This window comes from Streptomyces mesophilus, assembly GCF_040300965.1.
GTDB classification, from domain to species: Bacteria; Actinomycetota; Actinomycetes; order Streptomycetales; family Streptomycetaceae; genus Streptomyces; species Streptomyces mesophilus_A.
Genome location: NZ_JBEPEW010000031.1, coordinates 52,431 through 68,789 on the forward strand (window position 1 = coordinate 52,431; position 16,359 = coordinate 68,789).

Genomic DNA, 16,359 nt, shown 5'->3' on the forward strand with positions numbered 1-16,359 from the left:
GACCCTCGGCAACACCCCGTCAACACTTTGTTGAAACGAATTGAACAAAGAACCGCCGTCTGAAGATCCAGGCGGCGGTTCTTTGTGTGTTCGTGCGGGCCGGGCGTCCCGAGCTTGGTGCGTTCTGCGGGTACGCGCCTACTCGGACTTCGTGGTGCTGTTGTCCCGGTTCAAGTAGTTGTACACAGTGAAGCGGGAGACACCTATGGCACTCGCCACGGTCTCCACGCCGTGCCGTACCGAGAAGGCGCCTCGCGCTTCCAGAAGACGTACGACTTCCTGCTTGGACTTGCGGTCGAGCTCCGCCAGGGGCCTGCCGTGCTTGCGCTCCAGGGCCGCCAGGATGTGGTCGAGGGAGTCCGCGAGCTGCGGCAGCCGCACGGCGAGCACGTCCTCGCCCTCCCAGGCGAGGACGACATCGTCGTCACCGGCCTCGGCGGGGGCGATGACCCGGGCGCCCATCGCGTCGACCAGCGGCTTCACGGCGCTGACGAAGGGGTGGTCTCTGGGTTCGGTCACTTCTGGTCACCCTCTCCGACCACGTTCACCTGGAGAGAGACCCGGGTGGCACCCGCGGCCAGGGACTTGCGCAGCAGCGCGTCGACGGCGGCGAGCACCGGCTCGGCGCCGCCCTCCGCGGTGTTGCCGAACGGGCCGACGTCGACCGCGTCGAGGTCGGCGGCCTCGATGACCTCACGGGCGGCGACCGCATGGGCCGGCGCCTCGTCGAGGTCGAAGGGCTCGGTCGTGAACTCCACTCTCAATCGCACGCGCATCAACCTACTGGGCTGTACGTGATTTACGGGAGCCCCTACTTGACAGGTGACCAGGGCCTTAGGCACTCTTCCGTCAAGTAGAAAGTAACTTCCGCGATACGGAAGGAGCGCCTACCCCTCATGGGTTACACGGACCAGCGCTTCAATGTGAATCTCTCGATCCTCTACACGGAACTCCCGCTCCTGGAGCGTCCCGCGGCAGCAGCCGCAGCGGGCTTCACGGCGGTCGAGCTGTGGTGGCCCTGGATCGAGACCCCGACCCCCGACCAGGCCGAGCTCGACGCCCTCAAGAAGGCCATCGAGGACGCGGGCGTACAGCTCACGGGCCTGAACTTCTACGCCGGCAAGCTGCCGGGCCCGGACCGCGGTGCGGTCTCCGTGCCCGGCGAGGAGTCGGAGAAGTTCCGCGCCAACCTCAAGGTCGCGGCCGACTTCGCCCAGTCCCTGGGCTGCAAGGCGCTCAACGCCCTGTACGGCAACCGCGTCGAAGGCGTGGACCCGGCCGAGCAGGACAAGCTCGCCCTGGAGAACCTGGTGCTCGCGGCCAAGGAGGCCGACCGCATCGGCGCGATCCTCCTGATCGAGACCCTCAACAAGCCGGAGTCCCCGCTCTACCCGCTGGTGAGCGCGCCGGCCGGCGTCGAGATCGTGGACAAGGTGAACGAGGCCACCGGTCTCGGCAACGCCAAGTTCCTCATGGACCTGTACCACCTGGCCATGAACGACGAGGACCTGCCTTCGGTCATCGAGCAGTACGCGGCGAAGACGGGCCACGTGCAGATCGCCGACAAGCCGGGCCGTGGCGCCCCGGGCACCGGTGAGCTGCCGCTCGAGGACCTGCTCGACCAGCTGAAGAAGGCCGGTTACGAGGGCTATGTGGGCCTCGAGTACAAGGCTCCCGACGCGGCCGCCTCCTTCGGCTGGCTGCCGGCCGAGGCCCGCGCCGCCCGCTGACCCTCGCGGCCAGGCGCCTGACCTCTGACGTCCGCGTCACCGCCCGCTGTGCGGGTGGGCGGTACCGCGGGCGACACGTCAACTCATCGACGTATCAAAGCTTTTGAGAAAGGCACCATCACCATGAGCAACCTTCCGAAGATCGCGTGGATCGGCCTCGGCATCATGGGCTCCCCCATGGCCGAGAACCTGATCAAGGCCGGTTACTCCGTCACCGGCTTCACCCTCGAGCAGGACAAGCTCGACCGTCTCGCCGCCGCCGGCGGCAGCGCGGCCAGCTCGATCGCCGAGGCCGTCAAGGACGCCGATGTCGTCATCACGATGGTGCCCGCGTCGCCCCAGGTCGAGGCCATCTCCTACGGTCCCGACGGCATCCTGGAGAACGCCAAGTCCGGCGCCCTCCTGATCGACATGTCCTCGATCACCCCGCAGACCTCGGTCGACCTGGCCAAGGCCGCCAAGGAGAAGGGCATCCGCGTTCTGGACGCCCCCGTCTCCGGTGGCGAGGCCGGCGCCATCGAGGCCGTCCTGTCCATCATGGTCGGCGGCGAGCAGGCCGACTTCGACGAGGCCCTGCCGGTCCTCGAGGCCCTCGGCAAGACCATCGTCCTGTGCGGTCCGCACGGTTCGGGCCAGACGGTGAAGGCCGCCAACCAGCTGATCGTCGCGGTCAACATCCAGGCGTGCGCCGAGGCCGTGGTCTTCCTGGAGAAGTCCGGCGTGGACCTGAAGGCCGCGCTCGACGTCCTCAACGGCGGTCTGGCCGGCTCGACCGTCCTGACCCGTAAGAAGGACAACTTCCTCAACCGCGACTTCAAGCCGGGCTTCCGTATCGACCTGCACCACAAGGACATGGGCATCGTCACCGACGCCGCCCGCAATGTCGGTGCCGCGCTGCCCGTCGGTGGCGTCGTCGCCCAGCTCGTCGCCTCGCTGCGTGCGCAGGGTGACGGCGGCCTCGACCACTCGGCCCTGCTCCGCTCGGTCGAGCGCCTCTCCGGCTCGCAGGTCTGAGCCCCGGGCCCCTCGAGGGCCCCGTAGACCCCGGTCGGCGGCGGCGCTGACACCTGTCCTGTCGCGCCCAGGCGCCGCCGCCGACCGGAACACCTCTCTTCAATTTCAACAAACTGTTGACGTCCGTTCATGCGCGTACATACGCTCCTGAAATCGCAGACGCAGAAACAGTTTTCGCAGTTTGAGTACGGAAGGTCACGATGTCGAAGCGCGTGCTTACGACCGAGTCCGGCGCCCCCGTCGCCGACAACCAGAACTCCGCCACCGCCGGCGTCGGTGGCCCGATCCTCCTGCAGGACCAGCACCTGCTCGAGAAGCTCGCCCGCTTCAACCGGGAGCGCATCCCGGAGCGTGTCGTGCACGCCCGTGGCTCCGGCGCCTACGGCCACTTCGAGGTCACCGACGACGTCTCGGCGTACACCTCGGCGGACTTCCTCTCCGAGGTGGGCAGGAAGACCGAGCTCTTCCTGCGCTTCTCGACCGTGGCCGACAGCCTCGGCGGTGCGGACGCCGTCCGTGACCCGCGCGGCTTCGCCGTGAAGTTCTACACCGAAGAGGGCAACTACGACCTCGTCGGCAACAACACCCCGGTGTTCTTCATCAAGGACCCGATCAAGTTCCCCGACTTCATCCACTCCCAGAAGCGCGACCCCTTCACGGGCAAGCAGGAGGCGGACAACGTCTGGGACTTCTGGGCGCACGCCCCCGAGGCGACGCACCAGGTCACCTGGCTGATGGGCGACCGCGGCATCCCCGCGTCGTACCGCCACATGAACGGCTACGGCTCCCACACGTACCAGTGGACCAACGCCCAGGGTGAGGCCTTCTTCGTCAAGTACCACTTCAAGACGAACCAGGGCATCCGCTCTCTCTCCGCCGACCAGGCCGCCGAGCTCGTCGGCAAGGACGGCAACTCGCACCAGACCGACCTGCTGCAGTCCATCGAGCGCGGTGTGTACCCCTCGTGGACGCTGTACGTGCAGGTCATGCCGGCGGCCGAGGCGGCGGACTACCGCTTCAACCCGTTCGACCTGACCAAGGTGTGGCCGCACAGCGACTACCCGCTGCAGCGCGTGGGCCGGCTGGTCCTGGACCGCAACCCCGACAACGTCTTCGCCGAGGTCGAGCAGGCCGCGTTCTCGCCGAACAACTTCGTTCCGGGCATCGGTCCTTCGCCGGACAAGATGCTGCAGGGCCGCCTGTTCGCCTACGCGGACGCGCACCGCTACCGCCTGGGTGTCAACCACACCCTGCTGCCGGTCAACGCCCCGAAGGCTGTTCAGGGTGGAGCGAACAACTACGGCCGCGACGGTCTGATGGCCGCCAACGCCCAGGGCCGCGGCGCGAAGAACTACGAGCCGAACTCCTTCGGCGGTCCGGTCGAGACCGGCCAGCCGCTGGCCGCGCCGCTCGCGATCCACGGGTACACCGGCACGCACGAGGCGCCGGCGCACACCAAGGACGACGACTTCTTCCAGGCGGGCGAGCTGTACCGCCTGATGTCCGAGGAGGAGAAGCAGCGCCTGGTCGCCAACATCGCCGGCGGTCTGTCGCAGGTCTCCCGCGACGACATCATCGAGAAGAACATCGCGCACTTCGCCGCCGCCGACGCGGACTACGGCAAGCGCGTGGAAGAGGCTGTGCGCGCCCTGCGCGACTGACCTCTTCACCTCAGCTGTGCCCAGGGTGACGGGAGGTCATCCCCGGGCACCGGCCCGGACCGCCTGCCCGGATGAGGGGTGGCAGGCGGTGCGGGAGTCCGCTCCGGCGGACAAGGCCTGTGACCGTGGCGGCGTGTGAGCCAGTGCGGTGGTAAAGGTCCAACAGCGTGCTTCTCGACCTGAGGGAAGCATGCGATGGTCCATCACACCCGCCACGGTCCCAGCCACATCCTGAACTCCGTCCGGCGGCGCCAAGCCGCCGGACCCGGACCGCAGACCCCGTCCGGCGGCGCGAACGACCATTTCTCCGTGCCGACCTCGCACCGCTTCGCGGGCTTCGGCCGCCTGCGCCGGCCTCCGGCCGTCGTCCAGAGCAGCCGGTACCGAAGGCGGTCCCGGACACAGACCCCGTCCGGCGGCGCGAACGTCCTGTCGCGTCAGCCTTGCGCCGTCGGACGGCAACAACTCCTCTGCCAGAGCGCCGAGTACGGACGGTCCCGTACTCGGCGCTCCCCTTTTCCGTGCCGGCCTCGCACCGCTCCGCGGGCTTCGACCGCCTGCGCCGGGAGAGAAACCACGTGGCCCCGCCACGCACTGCCTGGCAGGCTGGCCGTATGACAGCAATCGTCCCCGCTCAGGGCGTACGTATGGAATGGCAGGAGATCCCTGCCGCGGTCCGCGACGCGCTCGAGCAGCAGCTCGGGGCGAAGGTGGTCGAGGCGAGGTCGCAGAGCGGCGGGTTCTCCCCCGGTGTCGCGGCCCGCCTCCGCCTCGCCGACGGCACCCGGGCTTTCGTCAAGGCTGTCACCGCCGAGGTCAACGCACAGTCCGTCACCATGCACCGCACGGAGATCGCCAACGCGCGACTGCTGCCGCAAGGAGCGCCGGTCCCGCGCCTGCTCGGTGCGTACGACGACGGCCGCTGGGTCGCGCTGCTCTTCGAGGACGTCGAGGGGCGGCAGCCCCATGTGCCGTGGGTTCCCGAGGAGTTGGACCGCGTTCTGGACGCGATCGGCCGGCTGTCCGAGGCGCTCACGCCCGCGCCGCCCGGTGTGGCGCCGATCCACGAGGAGCCGTTCCAGGGCTGGCGTCTGCTCGCGGCCGCGCATGCGGACGGTGCGGACGACCTGGCGGACATGGACCCGTGGGTCGTCGAGAATCTGGCGGCCCTCGCGGCACGAGAGCGGCACTGCCGCGAGGCCACCGCGGGGGACACTCTCTCGCACGGCGATCTGCGCGCCGACAACCTCCTGCTCACCGACAAGGGCGCCGTCTTCGTGGACTGGCCCCACGCCTGCCGTGCGGCCCGCTGGTTCGACCTGCTCGTGATGCTGCCGAGCGTCGCGATGCAGGGCGGCCCGGATCCCGAGGCCCTCTTCACGGCACACCCGGTGGCGGAGGGGGCCGACCCTCAAGATGTGACCACCGTGCTCATCGGCCTGACCGGCATGTTCCTGGACCAGGCCCGCCGGCCCGCGCCGCCTGGACTGCCCACGCTGCGGCCCTTCCAGCAGGCTCAGGGCGAACAGGCGCTGGCCTGGCTCAAAGTGCGGCTCGGCGCACAGTCGCCCGCGGTGTGAGCGGGCAGGCCGTCAGATCGGAGGCACCCACGCCGGCGCGGCCCTCTGGTGGCCGCCCAGGGCGCGCTGGATGCGGATCGCATCGATGGACTCGGCGAGGAGTTCGTACTCCGTGGTGTCGTCGCGGGCGATGAAGCGCACCAGGCGGCCGCTGGTCAAGTCGGCGGCCGCACGCGCCTGTTCGGCATCGCTGTCCCGCCAGGCGCGCAGGACGCCCGGCACGTCGGGTGCGTCCCTCGGCAGCGGCACCAGGGCGCCGGCCGGCAGCCGGCCGCCGTCGGGCGTGGGGTCGAGGCGCTCGGCGATCCAGGTCGCGCGCTCGCGCAGCCACCACAGTGCGAGCGGCAGGCTCGGCGCACGATACGTGCCGAGCGGTACGCCGATCTGCTCGCCGTCACAGATGCCGTACGCGGTCACCTCGCACAGGAACTCTTCATGCATCGCGGACCCCCAACTCCCCGCGGGAAGCGGCATCCGTGCAGGTCAACACTCTGATGCCGTAGGGCTATTGTGCGCTCACGGTGTGTGCCCGAACGAGTTTGCGGCTACACAATGGCCGGATCCCCTCACTCTCCGCAGCCGCGCAGGGGCGAACTTCCCTGCGTATCAACCGAGTTGACGGCCAAGGGCGCACCGCCTCCCCCGCCTCATCCACTCCATGTGGCTCAAACGCCACCTGGGCGCCGGGAACGCCGAAGCACCGCGTCCGACGCCGGGCCGGGAGTCAGGTCCGGTCGGGTGCGGACAGGTCGACGGGCGCCATCCGCTCTGTCGCCCACCGGGTCCGCTCCATGGGCGGCACGATCTCCTCCGCGCGCCCTTCACCCAGGTTGCCGACGGGGACCGAGCAACTGATCGCGTCGGTGACCGGCGAGGTGTGGCGCAGGGCGGAGCCGAAGCACATGACGCCGACGTAGTTCTCCTCGTCGTCGATCGCGTAGCCGCAACTCGATGTACGTCGGCAACCTGCTCCTGCTCGCGATGAGCCTGCCGCTGATCGGTCTCTTCGTCCGCATCCTGCGTATCCGCCCGCGATCCTGGCGGCACTGACCGTCGTGATCACGATGATCGGCGCGTACACGATCAACAGGAGCGTCTTCGACATGTTCCTGATGGTCGGACTCGGCGTGCTCGGCCACCTGATGAAGAAGACCGGCTTCGAACCCGGGCCGCTGGTACTCGCCTTCGTCCTCGGAGGACCCCTGGAGTCGTCCTTCCGACGCTCGATGCGCATCTTCGGCGGCGACATCACCGGCGTCCTGACCCAGCCGATCACGGCGGTCCTGCTGGCGGCGACCGTCGCCGTCGCGATCGGCCCCGCGGCGGTGCGGTGGTCGCGCCGGGCGAGGATGAAGACGACCGCGGACGCCTGACCCGTCGGGGAACGCCGAAGGGCGGCCCATCCCCCTCCGGATGGGCCGCCCCTCAGATCAGGCGAAGCAAGCGCTGCTCAGGCCTGGGCCTTCAGCGGCAGGATCGACGTCGGCGCGTGCCAGTCCTCGGTCGCGATGTCCTCGAACTCCTTGACCGCGCTGATGTCCGCGGTCGGGCTCATCGCGATGTTGGTGACGCGCTCGAGGATCGCCTCGACGACCACCGGCACCTGGTGCTCCTGCGCCAGCTTCTTGGCCTTCTCGAAGGCCTCGGCGAGGTCGGCCGGGTCGGTCACGCGGATCGCCTTGCAGCCGAGGCCCTCGGCGACCTTGACGTGGTCGACGCCGTAGACGCCCAGCTCGGGGCTGTTCTGGTTCTCGAACTCCAGGTTGACCTGGAAGTTGATGTCCAGACCGATCTGCGCCTGACGGATCAGGCCCAGGTAGGCGTTGTTCACGAGGACGTGGATGTACGGGATGCGGTGCTGGGCACCGACCGCGAGCTCCTCGATCATGAACTGGAAGTCGTAGTCGCCGGAGAGGGCGACGACGGGGCTGTCCGGGTCGGCCTTGGCGACACCCAGCGCGGCCGGGATGGTCCAGCCCAGGGGGCCGGCCTGGCCGCAGTTGATCCAGTGGCGCGGCTTGTACACGTGCAGCATCTGCGCACCGGCGATCTGGGACAGACCGATGGTGGTGACGTAGCGGGTGTCCTTGCCGAACGCCTTGTTCATCTCCTCGTAGACGCGCTGCGGCTTCATGGGGATGTTGTCGAAGTGCGTACGGCGCTGCAGCGTGGCCTTGCGGTCCAGGTGCGAGGCGACCCACTCGCTGCGGTCGGGCAGCTTGCCGGCGGCCTTGAGCTCCTTGGCGACCTCGACGAACAGCTCCAGGGCGGCCTTGGCGTCCGAGGCGATCCCGTAGTCCGGGGCGAAGATCTTGCCGATCTGGGTCGGCTCGATGTCCACGTGGACGAACTTGCGGCCCTCGCGGTACACATCCAGCTTGTAGCCGGTGTGACGGTTGGCCCAGCGGTTGCCGATGCCCAGGACGAAGTCCGACTCCAGGAACGTGGCGTTGCCGTAGCGGTGGCCGGTCTGCTGGCCGACCATGCCGGCGTTCAGCTCGTGGTCGTCCGGGATGGTGCCCCAGCCCATGAGGGTGGGGACGACCGGGGTGTTGGTGAGTTCGGCGAACTCGACGAGCAGGTCGGAGGCGTCGGCGTTGATGATGCCGCCGCCGGCGACGATCAGCGGGCGCTCGGACTCCAGGAGGAAGGAGATCGCCTTCTCGATCTGGGCGCGGGTCGCGGACGGCTTGTAGACCGGCAGCGGCTCGTAGGTCTCCGGGTCGAAGTCGATCTCGGCGAGCTGAACGTCGATCGGCAGGTCGATGTGGACCGGGCCGGGACGGCCGGAGCGCATCAGGTGGAAGGCCTGCTGGAAGACACCGGGCACCTGGGCCGGCTCGAGGACCGTGACGGCCATCTTGGTGAGCGGCTTGGCGATCGAGGCGATGTCGACGGCCTGGAAGTCCTCCTTGTGCAGGAGGTGGCTCGGCGCCTGGCCGGTGATGGCCAGGATCGGGATCGAGTCGCCGGCGGCCGAGTAGTGGCCGGTGATCATGTCGGTGCCGGCCGGACCGGACGTACCGATGGCGACACCGATGTTGCCCGCCTTGGTGCGGGTGTAGCCCTCGGCCATGTGGGTCGCACCCTCGACGTGCCGCGCGAGGGTGTGGTCGATGCCACCGACCTCCTTCAGCGCCTTGTAGAAGGGGTTGATCGCGGCGCCCGGCACTCCGAACGCATCCGTAACACCCTCGCGCTTGAGGATCTCCACTGCCGCGTGGGCGGCTGTCATTCGAGGCATCGCGTAACTCCTGCGTCCAGGCCGGTCTGCACCGGTCGGCTATCGGGCGCTTCCGTCACTTTCACAATGCGGAAGTTTTCTTCTGCTATATGGAAGCAATGTAAGAGCAGGCCGAGGGAGGCGTCAAGGCCCTACGGTGCGATGAACGTGCCCGAATCCCTCCCCAGAGCTTGGTGTTTGGTGGACGATGAGAGGCGCACCGGGTCGTGTTCGTGGGTTCGTACGGGAGGGGGACGCCGATGTCCGGAGGCATTCCCGTGCGCTGTCCGCTCTGCCGGCGCGAGCATCTGTACGCACCGCACGTCTATCCCTGCTCCTGCGGTACGCCGGTCTCGCCGCCGCTTCAGCGCGGCGCCCAGCCCCTCCCCATCACGCATGTGACCTGGGAGGACGACTGGGTCACCGTCCGCTGCGAGTCCTGCGGCCGGTGTGATCAGTGGCCCCAGCCGGAGCTCGGCTGCGACTGCGGCGCGGTGCTCCGCATCCCGGTGAAACCCGCCTCGTCGGGGCCCGCGCCGGGTCATGCGCCGCTGCCGCTGCACATCCCGCTGCCGCCGACGGCGCCGGCGCCGCGGCCCGCCTTCCATCCCGTGACGATTCGCACAGCACGCGATGCGGTGCAGGCCGCCGCGCTGTATCTGCGCTGGCTCGGCTACAAGGACATCCGGCGGGCCGAGCAGCGGGCCGCGTCCGGTGTGGGCCTGATCGCGCCGGGGCTGCGTGCGCAGGTCGAACCGACGACGCGCTCGATGAGCCTGCGCGACATCGAGTGCGTGTGGCTCGCCGCCCTGAACGACTCCTCGGTCCCGGTCTGCTTCTCCCTCGCGGGCTATACGGACGACGCCCGCGCCCGCGCCGACAGCCTCGCGCTCCCGCTGTTCGTCCTGGACCTGACGGGCACACCACAGCCGGTGAACAGCCCGGCGGACGAACTGATCAGCACGGGCGCGTAGGTCCGGGGCCGCGGTGGAGCTGCGCGGGATCGGCTACGCGTTCGACCCGGACGCCTGGGAGACGAAAGAGGCGTTCCACGCACTGGCCCGGGTGTACGGAGCGTTGGGGTCCGACGGCGCGGAACCGTCCTAGAAGGTGGGCAGGTCCGCGAGCTCGCGGCCCTTGCGGCGCAGTACGTGCCCTCGCCAACCGGCAAGGAGCGCGAACAGGGTCCACGTCGCCGTGCCGCCGAGCACACTGCCGAGCTGTCCCGAGGAGTCGACCTCGGCGGCCTGCTCCATCGGCACCCTGCCGTCCGGGTCGCGCAGGATGTCCAACTTGTCGCCGACGTCGGGGGCTCCGGCCCCGCCCCGGTACTCCAGCTTCTCGTCGAGCTCTTCGCCGCGCTCATTGCGCAGGGTCAGACGGTGCTCCTTGGAGGAGGTGCCGGCGGCGCTGTCCGCCACGACGACCACGCTCTCCCGTACGCCGCGATGCTCGAGGGCCCCGTCGGGCCCGAGCTGTACCGAGCCGACGAGCACGAAGAGCGAGGGCGCGAGCGACAGGACCGCCAGCCACCAGGCGCGGTGGAGCAGGATCAGCAGGATGGTGAAGGTGAGGCAGAGGATCAACCCGACCGCGATCGGGATCCACTCCTGGCCGAAGGTCAGATAGGCGAGTGCGGTGTTGCCGGCGGCGGCCGCCCACGCGAAGACGATCAGTCCGAGCGTTCTGCGCAGCGAGCGCCAGGCGCTGACGCCCCGACCCTGGGTCTCACCCTGCGCCGGAACCCGGCCCCCATGCGTCCCCGTCGACACGCTCACTCTGATCTCCCCTGCCCGTGGCGCCCGTTGTGCCCCGAGGGACGCTACCGGTTGTCAACCGGGGTGGACACAGCGCGTCCCGCGTGCGTCGGATACGCGGCCACGGCCGATACTCGGACCATGCGAATCCGGCAGGCCACAGCGGCCGATCTTCCTCGGCTGCGGGATATCGAGCGAGCGGCCGGAGAGCCGTTCCGCACCGTGGGGATGACGGCGATCGCCGAGGACGAACCGCCCGCGCTCGACGTACTGGAGGAGTTCCGCCGCGCCGGCCGTGCGTGGGTCGCCGTCACCGCGCCCGAGGACGAACCGGTCGCGTACCTGGTCGCGGAACCGGTGGACGAGGCGCTGCATGTGGAGCAGGTTTCCGTGCATCCGTCGGTGGCGCGGCGGGGCGTGGGGCGCGCACTGCTCGACCATGCCGCGGCCTACGCCCGGGACGCGGGGCTCGGCGCCCTGACGCTGACGACCTTCGCCGAGGTGCCGTGGAACGCGCCGTACTACCGAAGGCTCGGATTCCGGGTGCTCGGCGAGCAGGAACTCGGGCCGGGGCTGCGGAAGATCAGGGCATACGAGAGCGAGCTCGGCATCGACCGGTGGCCGCGGGTGTGCATGACCCGCCCCATCGCCCCCTGAAGCGGAAAGAAACCGGGCGGGCCGCTGGTCCGGCCCGCCCGGCCCCCCGTTCGGGAGCCGCCCTGTTATGAGGCGACGCGTTCGCCGGTGGGCTCGGCGACGACGATCTGGAGGTGGGCGGGGGCGTACTTGCGCGCCTTGCCCAGCATCTTGTCCAGGTCGAACTTGTGGTTCTGCACCGCCACATACAGCGGCGCGGGCATCGCGGGGTGCGCCGGGGAGACCGCGGCGCCGGCCGGGAGCATCGCGTGTTCCTGCAGCCGTACGCCGATGAGGGCGTCGCCCTGGGCGGGGGTGGCGACGACGAACTGGGTGACGTCGTTCCAGGGCAGCACCACATTGCCGACCCGTACACCGGCCGCGTCGAACTGGAACAGGATCCGCTTCTGGTCGAACCACTGCGAGATGAAGGGGATCGCGGCGACGATCACGACGCCGCCCTTCATGTCGAGCGCCCAGCCCAGGAGCGCGGCCAGCGCCACGACGGCGATGATCGACCCCCAGAGCCCCGCGAGGTCCTGTGGCGAGAAGGGGCGCGTGACCTTGTAGCGCTCCCAGCGTCCACGGCGCTGATTCGACATGTGGGTCCCCCTGTGACGGCGTGGTCGATCGGCCCGCCCCGCGGCGGACGATCACATTCAGGGACGGTAGAGAGTCGGTGCACAAGATGGCTTGGACGAATTTGACCTCGCGTCAAAATCCGCTGGTCACAGGGCGACGGCGCCTTCCGTCATCCGTGCGGCGACGATCTGGCCGGGGGTGATGGCGGCGAGGGCGCGGAACTCCCGGTTGAGATGCGCCTGGTCGTAGAACCCGCAGGTGGCGGTGAGCGCGCTCAGATCGACGGCGCCGCGCGCCATGAGCCCGATCGCGCGATGGAATCTGAGCACCCGGCCCGACATCTTCGGCGTCAGGCCGATCTGCTGGGTGAACTTCCGTACGAGATACCCGTGGCTCCAGCCGATCTCCTGCGCGATCCGGGCCACGGGTATGGTGCCGCCGGACCGTTCGAGCAACTGCCAGGCGTGGGCCACCTCGTTCGCGGGCGCGGGTCCTTCGCCGAGCCGGCCGAGCAGCGCCGCGTCGAGCAGGTCGAAGCGCTCGGCCCAGTCGCGCGCGTGGGACAGCCGCTCCACCAGCTCCCCGGCGCGCGGCCCGAGCACGTCCGTCAACTCGACGACCGTATTGGTCAACTCCCGCATCGGCAGCGCGAACAGGCGGTACGCGCCCAGGGGCGTGAGCTCGAGCCGGATGGCCTCCTGGCCGCCGGGGTGCTCGGCGATCCGGGGTCCGTCCTCCAGTCCCGCGATCAGGGAGCCGACCACCCGGACTCCCGGCTCGCGCTCGGCCAGCCGGTGCACCTGGGCAAAGGGCTCCCCGAGACTGATGAGCACGACCGCCCGCCCGGTGGGCACGATCCGCACGCGGAACGGGGTGGCGGCGGCGTCCCAGTAGCCGGCGTAACTGTGCAGGTAGGGACGCAACATCTGCGGCCAGGGCCGGGTCACCCGCAGACGTCCCGCACCGAGCCCCACCATGCGCACGCCGTGGACGCCCTGCACGCGTCGTTCGCCCATGACCGTGCCGCCGGCCAGCGCCATGACTCCCTCTCCTCCTCCGACTCCGGTGGCCGGCATGATGACATGCCCAAGTGTGCGGAAGGCGGCCGCCAGGGCGCCGCCGCATGCAGCGGGTGACCGCCAGGGCGCCGCCGCACGCAAGGGGCGGACCTACGGCGCCGCCGCCCGCAGGGGGCAGCCCGAGCCCACGCGTGCGTCCAACTCCTCGCGCAGAGCGGCGAGCTCGGCCATCCGCGCGTCGACCACGCGAATCTTCTCCTCGAACAGCTTCGACAGAGCCGCGGCGCTGTCGGGGGCGTCCCTCAGCTGCTCACCGGTGCGTGCGATCTCGGCCAGCGAGAAGCCGAGGGCCTGCGCGGTCCGCACGTAGTGCAGCCAGCTCACCGCCTCCGGCGCGAAATCGCGGTACCCGTTGGCGAGACGCTCCCCCGCGACGAGACCGTTCTTCTCATAGAACCGGATGGTGTCCTTCGACAGGCCGGTCCGCGCGGCCAGCTCTCCGATACGCATGACACTCCAGGGGGCGTGCGGGGACTCGGACTTGACCTTGGACCGTACTCCACTGTTTAGCGTCGGGGTGTCGCTGTCCGAGGGGCGGGCTCGAACTCGCCCCCGCACACCAGGAGTTCCCATGCCGCGCCTTCCCTCCCCCTCTTCTCCCGGCTACTTGCGCATCGTCCGGATCAGCGCCCGGTACGACCTGATCGTGGCCGCCGGCTTCGCCACCCCCTGGACGTACGAGCTCATCCACCGGGCACTGACCGCGCTCACGGAGACCTTCGGCCTCGGCACGCACCCCGCCCTCACCCCCATGGAGATGCTCTACGCGAACCTGATGGGCTCCCTGATCGTCGTCTGGTCCGTGCTCCGCATCCGCAGACCATCGGCGGTCCACGGTCTCTACGACGGAGCGTCCCGCCTCCTGTTCGCCACGGGGCAGACGTACGCACTGGCCGCCGGGGTGCCCGCCTACCTGTGGGCCTTCCTCGCGGTGGAGCTCGCCTTCGGCATCGCCCAGCTGGCGCCGTGGCTGCGGGCAGTCCGCCTCCGTCAGCGCGCTTCGGCCTGACGATCAGCGCTGCCCCGCCCACTGTGTCGCGAACCGGCGCACTCTCTCGCGAAGCCGGCCAGCGCCTCGAAGTCCGGTCCGCGCAGGCCGGTCCGCGGGTCGACGTGGTGCAGCAGAGCCCGGCCCGGGTGCCGACGTGACACGTAGGCGTCGTCCAAGGCGCTCTGTTCGTCGTCCACCCAGGCGAAGGGCCGGCCGTCGGCGTGGGCGACCAGCGGAGCCGTCTTCCAGTGGACGCCGTCGGGGCGCTCGGCGAACAGATCCTCGCCGAAGTCGACGTACGGGAGCTCCGGGAGGCCGAGGACCGGGGCGATCCAGCGGTTGGCGTCGGCCATCCATGTGGTGGCCCAGCACAAGTCGTAGTCGAGGGCGAGCAGTTCGGGGCCGTGCCCGGGGTTGAGCCACACCCGCAGCGGACGGCGCCGCAGGGTGCGTTCACCGTCCTGCTGGTCGTCGTCCAGGGGGACGCGCAGGGTCGTGTAGCCCTCGGGTCTTCTCTGGGGCTTGGCCGCATAGGGATTGAGCGGTCCGTCCACGTCGAGGAAGAGCAGCGGTCTGGCCATGAAGTCCCCCGGGAGTTGCGGTGATCGCCGGACGCTCTGCCTGGGCAGACCGTCCGGCGATCACCTGCGAGGTCGGTGCGAGCACGGGAGTCCAGCCACCCGGGCCGCAACGTCGCATCGGATGCGACCACGGGAGTCCGAGCACCCGGGCCGCAGCATCTCAGAGGCGGCGTTCCCGAAGGGCCGCGCGGGCCGGGAGCGTGACCGCCAGGAGGCCCAGGGCCAGCGCGGTGCCGGTGAACGTGCCGTACAGGAGCGGCGGTATATAGGGGGACTCTCCTGTCAGGCCGCGCATCATCGGGGTCAGGGTGATCAGGGCGATGGTGGTGCCCAGGATCACGCCCGTCACCGATACCAGCAGGCTCTCCCAGTGGAGCATGCGCAGCACCTGGCGGCGGGTGGAGCCGACGAGACGGAGCGTGGTGAGTTCGCGGCGGCGGTCGAGGACCGTCATCACCAGGGTGTTGACGGCGGCGACCGCGGCGAAGCCGCCCAGGACCGCGGCCATCATCGAGTTGGCCCAGGCGCCGAGTTCACGGTCCACGTTCTGCGCGACGGCGTAGCCCGAGGCGTCGGTGACCTCGCCGAGCGCGCTGAGCGGTCCGGCGTCTCCGCCGCGGACGAGCAGGGTGCTGTCGAACGGCGAGGTGACATGACCGGCCAGGGACGCACGGTCCATGGTCACCGCCGGCAGGCCGATGCCACGGCCGTACACCGCGACGACCTCGGGGGACGTCTCGGTACCGTCGGGAAGGTGGAGCGGCAGTTCGTCGCCGACCTCCACCTTCGCCGCGGTGGCGAGGGTGGTGTCCACGGCGATACGGCCCGCGCCCACGCGCTCCAGGCTGCCGCTGCGTACGTCCAGGTCCTGCACCTGGGCGAGTTGGGCCCCCGAGCCGGTGATGCCCTGAGTGGCCGAGGCCTGGAGTGAGGTCTCGCCGCCGGAGTCGACGGGCACGAGGACCTGGGTGTCGAGCAGGCTCACGGCCGCGTCGACGCCCGGAGCGCGGGCGGCCCGTTCGGCGGCGCCGGCGGGCAGGCCCGCCGGGTCGGTGACGACGTGGTCCGCCGTGAGGCCGTCGCGGAGCTGCTCGGCGGCGACCTTGCTCTCGCTCGTATGCATGAAGACCAGCGTCGAGGCGAACGCCATCGCGAGCACGATCGGAGTGATCGCGGAGGCCAAGCGGCGTGCGTTCGTACGGGAGTTGGCGGCGGCCAGCGAGGCCGAGGCGCCGCCGCCGCGCAGCAGCAGTCCGAAGAGCGCGGCGCACAGGCGGGCGAGCAGCGGGCCGAGCAGGGCGACGGCGAGCATGAAGAGCATCACGACGCCGAGGGAGGCGTTGGCCGCGTCCGCTCCGGCGGTGGAGGCGGCGACGCCGGCGAGGGCCGCGCCACCGCCCAGGGCGCCGAGCCCGAGGACGGTACGGATGAGACCCGGGCGCAGCCGCTCCACGGACGCCTCGGCAAGCGCCTGGCCGGGCTTGGTCTTCGCGGGCCTGCGCCCGGCCGCCCAGCCGGCGCCGAG

The 16,359-nt window shown here is 70.1% G+C and carries 19 protein-coding genes; 8 read left to right on the forward strand and 11 right to left on the reverse strand.

Translation table 11 applies throughout. The features are described from left to right. Nucleotides 1–138: 138 nt before the first annotated feature. Complete coding sequence (locus ABT367_RS14295) at nucleotides 139–519, reverse strand: helix-turn-helix domain-containing protein (RefSeq protein ID WP_352253047.1); 381 nt, start codon at nucleotides 517–519, stop codon at nucleotides 139–141. Continuing rightward, nucleotides 516–770 carry a hypothetical protein gene (locus ABT367_RS14300; protein WP_352253049.1) on the reverse strand — a complete coding sequence of 85 codons (255 nt, stop codon included), beginning with the start codon at nucleotides 768–770 and terminating at the stop codon, nucleotides 516–518. The genes ABT367_RS14295 and ABT367_RS14300 overlap by 4 nt, the downstream gene beginning before the upstream one ends. 126 nt (nucleotides 771–896) lie before the next feature. Here ABT367_RS14300 and ABT367_RS14305 point away from each other — a divergent pair, with 126 nt between their 5' ends. The 4 genes from ABT367_RS14305 (at nucleotide 897) to ABT367_RS14320 (ending at nucleotide 5,985) form a co-directional block, all read left to right on the forward strand. Further along, on the forward strand, nucleotides 897–1,730 hold the full coding sequence (locus tag ABT367_RS14305) for a TIM barrel protein (protein WP_352253051.1): 834 nt from the start codon (nucleotides 897–899) through the stop codon (nucleotides 1,728–1,730). 123 nt (nucleotides 1,731–1,853) lie between these two features. Next, on the forward strand, nucleotides 1,854–2,744 hold the full coding sequence (locus tag ABT367_RS14310; RefSeq protein ID WP_352253053.1) for a 2-hydroxy-3-oxopropionate reductase: 891 nt from the start codon (nucleotides 1,854–1,856) through the stop codon (nucleotides 2,742–2,744). A 200-nt stretch (nucleotides 2,745–2,944) separates the two neighbouring features. Beyond that, on the forward strand, nucleotides 2,945–4,405 hold the full coding sequence (locus ABT367_RS14315; RefSeq protein ID WP_352253055.1) for a catalase: 1,461 nt from the start codon (nucleotides 2,945–2,947) through the stop codon (nucleotides 4,403–4,405). 614 nt (nucleotides 4,406–5,019) lie between these two features. Then, nucleotides 5,020–5,985, forward strand: coding sequence for an aminoglycoside phosphotransferase family protein (locus tag ABT367_RS14320; RefSeq protein WP_352253057.1), 966 nt, complete (start codon nucleotides 5,020–5,022; stop codon nucleotides 5,983–5,985). Between the two features lie 12 nt (nucleotides 5,986–5,997). On the opposite strand, the gene ABT367_RS14325 is transcribed toward ABT367_RS14320, so the two are convergent. Both ABT367_RS14325 and ABT367_RS14330 read right to left on the reverse strand, forming a co-directional pair. Next, the gene (locus tag ABT367_RS14325; protein WP_352253059.1) at nucleotides 5,998–6,426 is read right to left on the reverse strand and encodes a hypothetical protein; all 429 of its coding nucleotides are present in this window, start codon (nucleotides 6,424–6,426) and stop codon (nucleotides 5,998–6,000) included. 283 nt (nucleotides 6,427–6,709) lie between these two features. Further along, nucleotides 6,710–6,889, reverse strand: coding sequence for a hypothetical protein (locus tag ABT367_RS14330; RefSeq protein WP_352253061.1), 180 nt, complete (start codon nucleotides 6,887–6,889; stop codon nucleotides 6,710–6,712). 160 nt (nucleotides 6,890–7,049) lie between these two features. Between ABT367_RS14330 and ABT367_RS14335 the strand changes: the two genes are divergently transcribed. Next, the gene (locus tag ABT367_RS14335) at nucleotides 7,050–7,358 is read left to right on the forward strand and encodes a tripartite tricarboxylate transporter permease (protein ID WP_352253090.1); all 309 of its coding nucleotides are present in this window, start codon (nucleotides 7,050–7,052) and stop codon (nucleotides 7,356–7,358) included. A gap of 77 nt (nucleotides 7,359–7,435) precedes the next feature. Here ABT367_RS14335 and gcl read toward each other — a convergent pair whose 3' ends face one another. Further along, complete coding sequence (gene gcl / locus ABT367_RS14340) at nucleotides 7,436–9,229, reverse strand: glyoxylate carboligase (RefSeq protein ID WP_352253063.1); 1,794 nt, start codon at nucleotides 9,227–9,229, stop codon at nucleotides 7,436–7,438. Between the two features lie 239 nt (nucleotides 9,230–9,468). On the opposite strand from gcl, the gene ABT367_RS14345 reads away from it, so the two are divergent. After that, the gene (locus tag ABT367_RS14345) at nucleotides 9,469–10,182 is read left to right on the forward strand and encodes a hypothetical protein (protein ID WP_352253065.1); all 714 of its coding nucleotides are present in this window, start codon (nucleotides 9,469–9,471) and stop codon (nucleotides 10,180–10,182) included. 129 nt (nucleotides 10,183–10,311) lie between these two features. Here the strand turns inward: ABT367_RS14345 and ABT367_RS14350 are convergent, their stop codons facing one another. Then, complete coding sequence (locus ABT367_RS14350; RefSeq protein ID WP_352253067.1) at nucleotides 10,312–10,986, reverse strand: hypothetical protein; 675 nt, start codon at nucleotides 10,984–10,986, stop codon at nucleotides 10,312–10,314. Nucleotides 10,987–11,106: 120 nt separating this feature from the next. Here ABT367_RS14350 and ABT367_RS14355 point away from each other — a divergent pair, with 120 nt between their 5' ends. After that, nucleotides 11,107–11,622 (forward strand): GNAT family N-acetyltransferase, encoded by a 516-nt coding sequence (locus tag ABT367_RS14355; RefSeq protein WP_352253069.1) that lies wholly within the window; start codon nucleotides 11,107–11,109, stop codon nucleotides 11,620–11,622. A gap of 65 nt (nucleotides 11,623–11,687) precedes the next feature. Here the strand turns inward: ABT367_RS14355 and ABT367_RS14360 are convergent, their stop codons facing one another. The 3 genes from ABT367_RS14360 to ABT367_RS14370 all read right to left on the reverse strand — a co-directional run bounded on the left by ABT367_RS14360 (nucleotide 11,688) and on the right by ABT367_RS14370 (nucleotide 13,712). Then, nucleotides 11,688–12,203 (reverse strand): hypothetical protein, encoded by a 516-nt coding sequence (locus ABT367_RS14360; protein WP_352253071.1) that lies wholly within the window; start codon nucleotides 12,201–12,203, stop codon nucleotides 11,688–11,690. Nucleotides 12,204–12,329: 126 nt separating this feature from the next. After that, on the reverse strand, nucleotides 12,330–13,223 hold the full coding sequence (locus ABT367_RS14365) for a helix-turn-helix domain-containing protein (RefSeq protein WP_352253073.1): 894 nt from the start codon (nucleotides 13,221–13,223) through the stop codon (nucleotides 12,330–12,332). A 129-nt stretch (nucleotides 13,224–13,352) separates the two neighbouring features. Beyond that, nucleotides 13,353–13,712: a MerR family transcriptional regulator gene (locus tag ABT367_RS14370; protein WP_352253074.1), complete on the reverse strand. Its 360-nt coding sequence runs from the start codon at nucleotides 13,710–13,712 to the stop codon at nucleotides 13,353–13,355. Nucleotides 13,713–13,833: 121 nt separating this feature from the next. Here ABT367_RS14370 and ABT367_RS14375 point away from each other — a divergent pair, with 121 nt between their 5' ends. Next, on the forward strand, nucleotides 13,834–14,271 hold the full coding sequence (locus ABT367_RS14375; protein WP_352253076.1) for a hypothetical protein: 438 nt from the start codon (nucleotides 13,834–13,836) through the stop codon (nucleotides 14,269–14,271). On the opposite strand, the gene ABT367_RS14380 is transcribed toward ABT367_RS14375, so the two are convergent. Further along, nucleotides 14,253–14,834 (reverse strand): hypothetical protein, encoded by a 582-nt coding sequence (locus tag ABT367_RS14380; RefSeq protein WP_352253078.1) that lies wholly within the window; start codon nucleotides 14,832–14,834, stop codon nucleotides 14,253–14,255. The two genes, ABT367_RS14375 and ABT367_RS14380, sit on opposite strands and share 19 nt — an antisense overlap. A 160-nt stretch (nucleotides 14,835–14,994) precedes the next feature. After that, nucleotides 14,995–16,359, reverse strand: a 1,365-nt coding sequence (locus ABT367_RS14385) for an ABC transporter permease (protein ID WP_352253079.1), incomplete at its 5' end; no start/stop codon positions are given.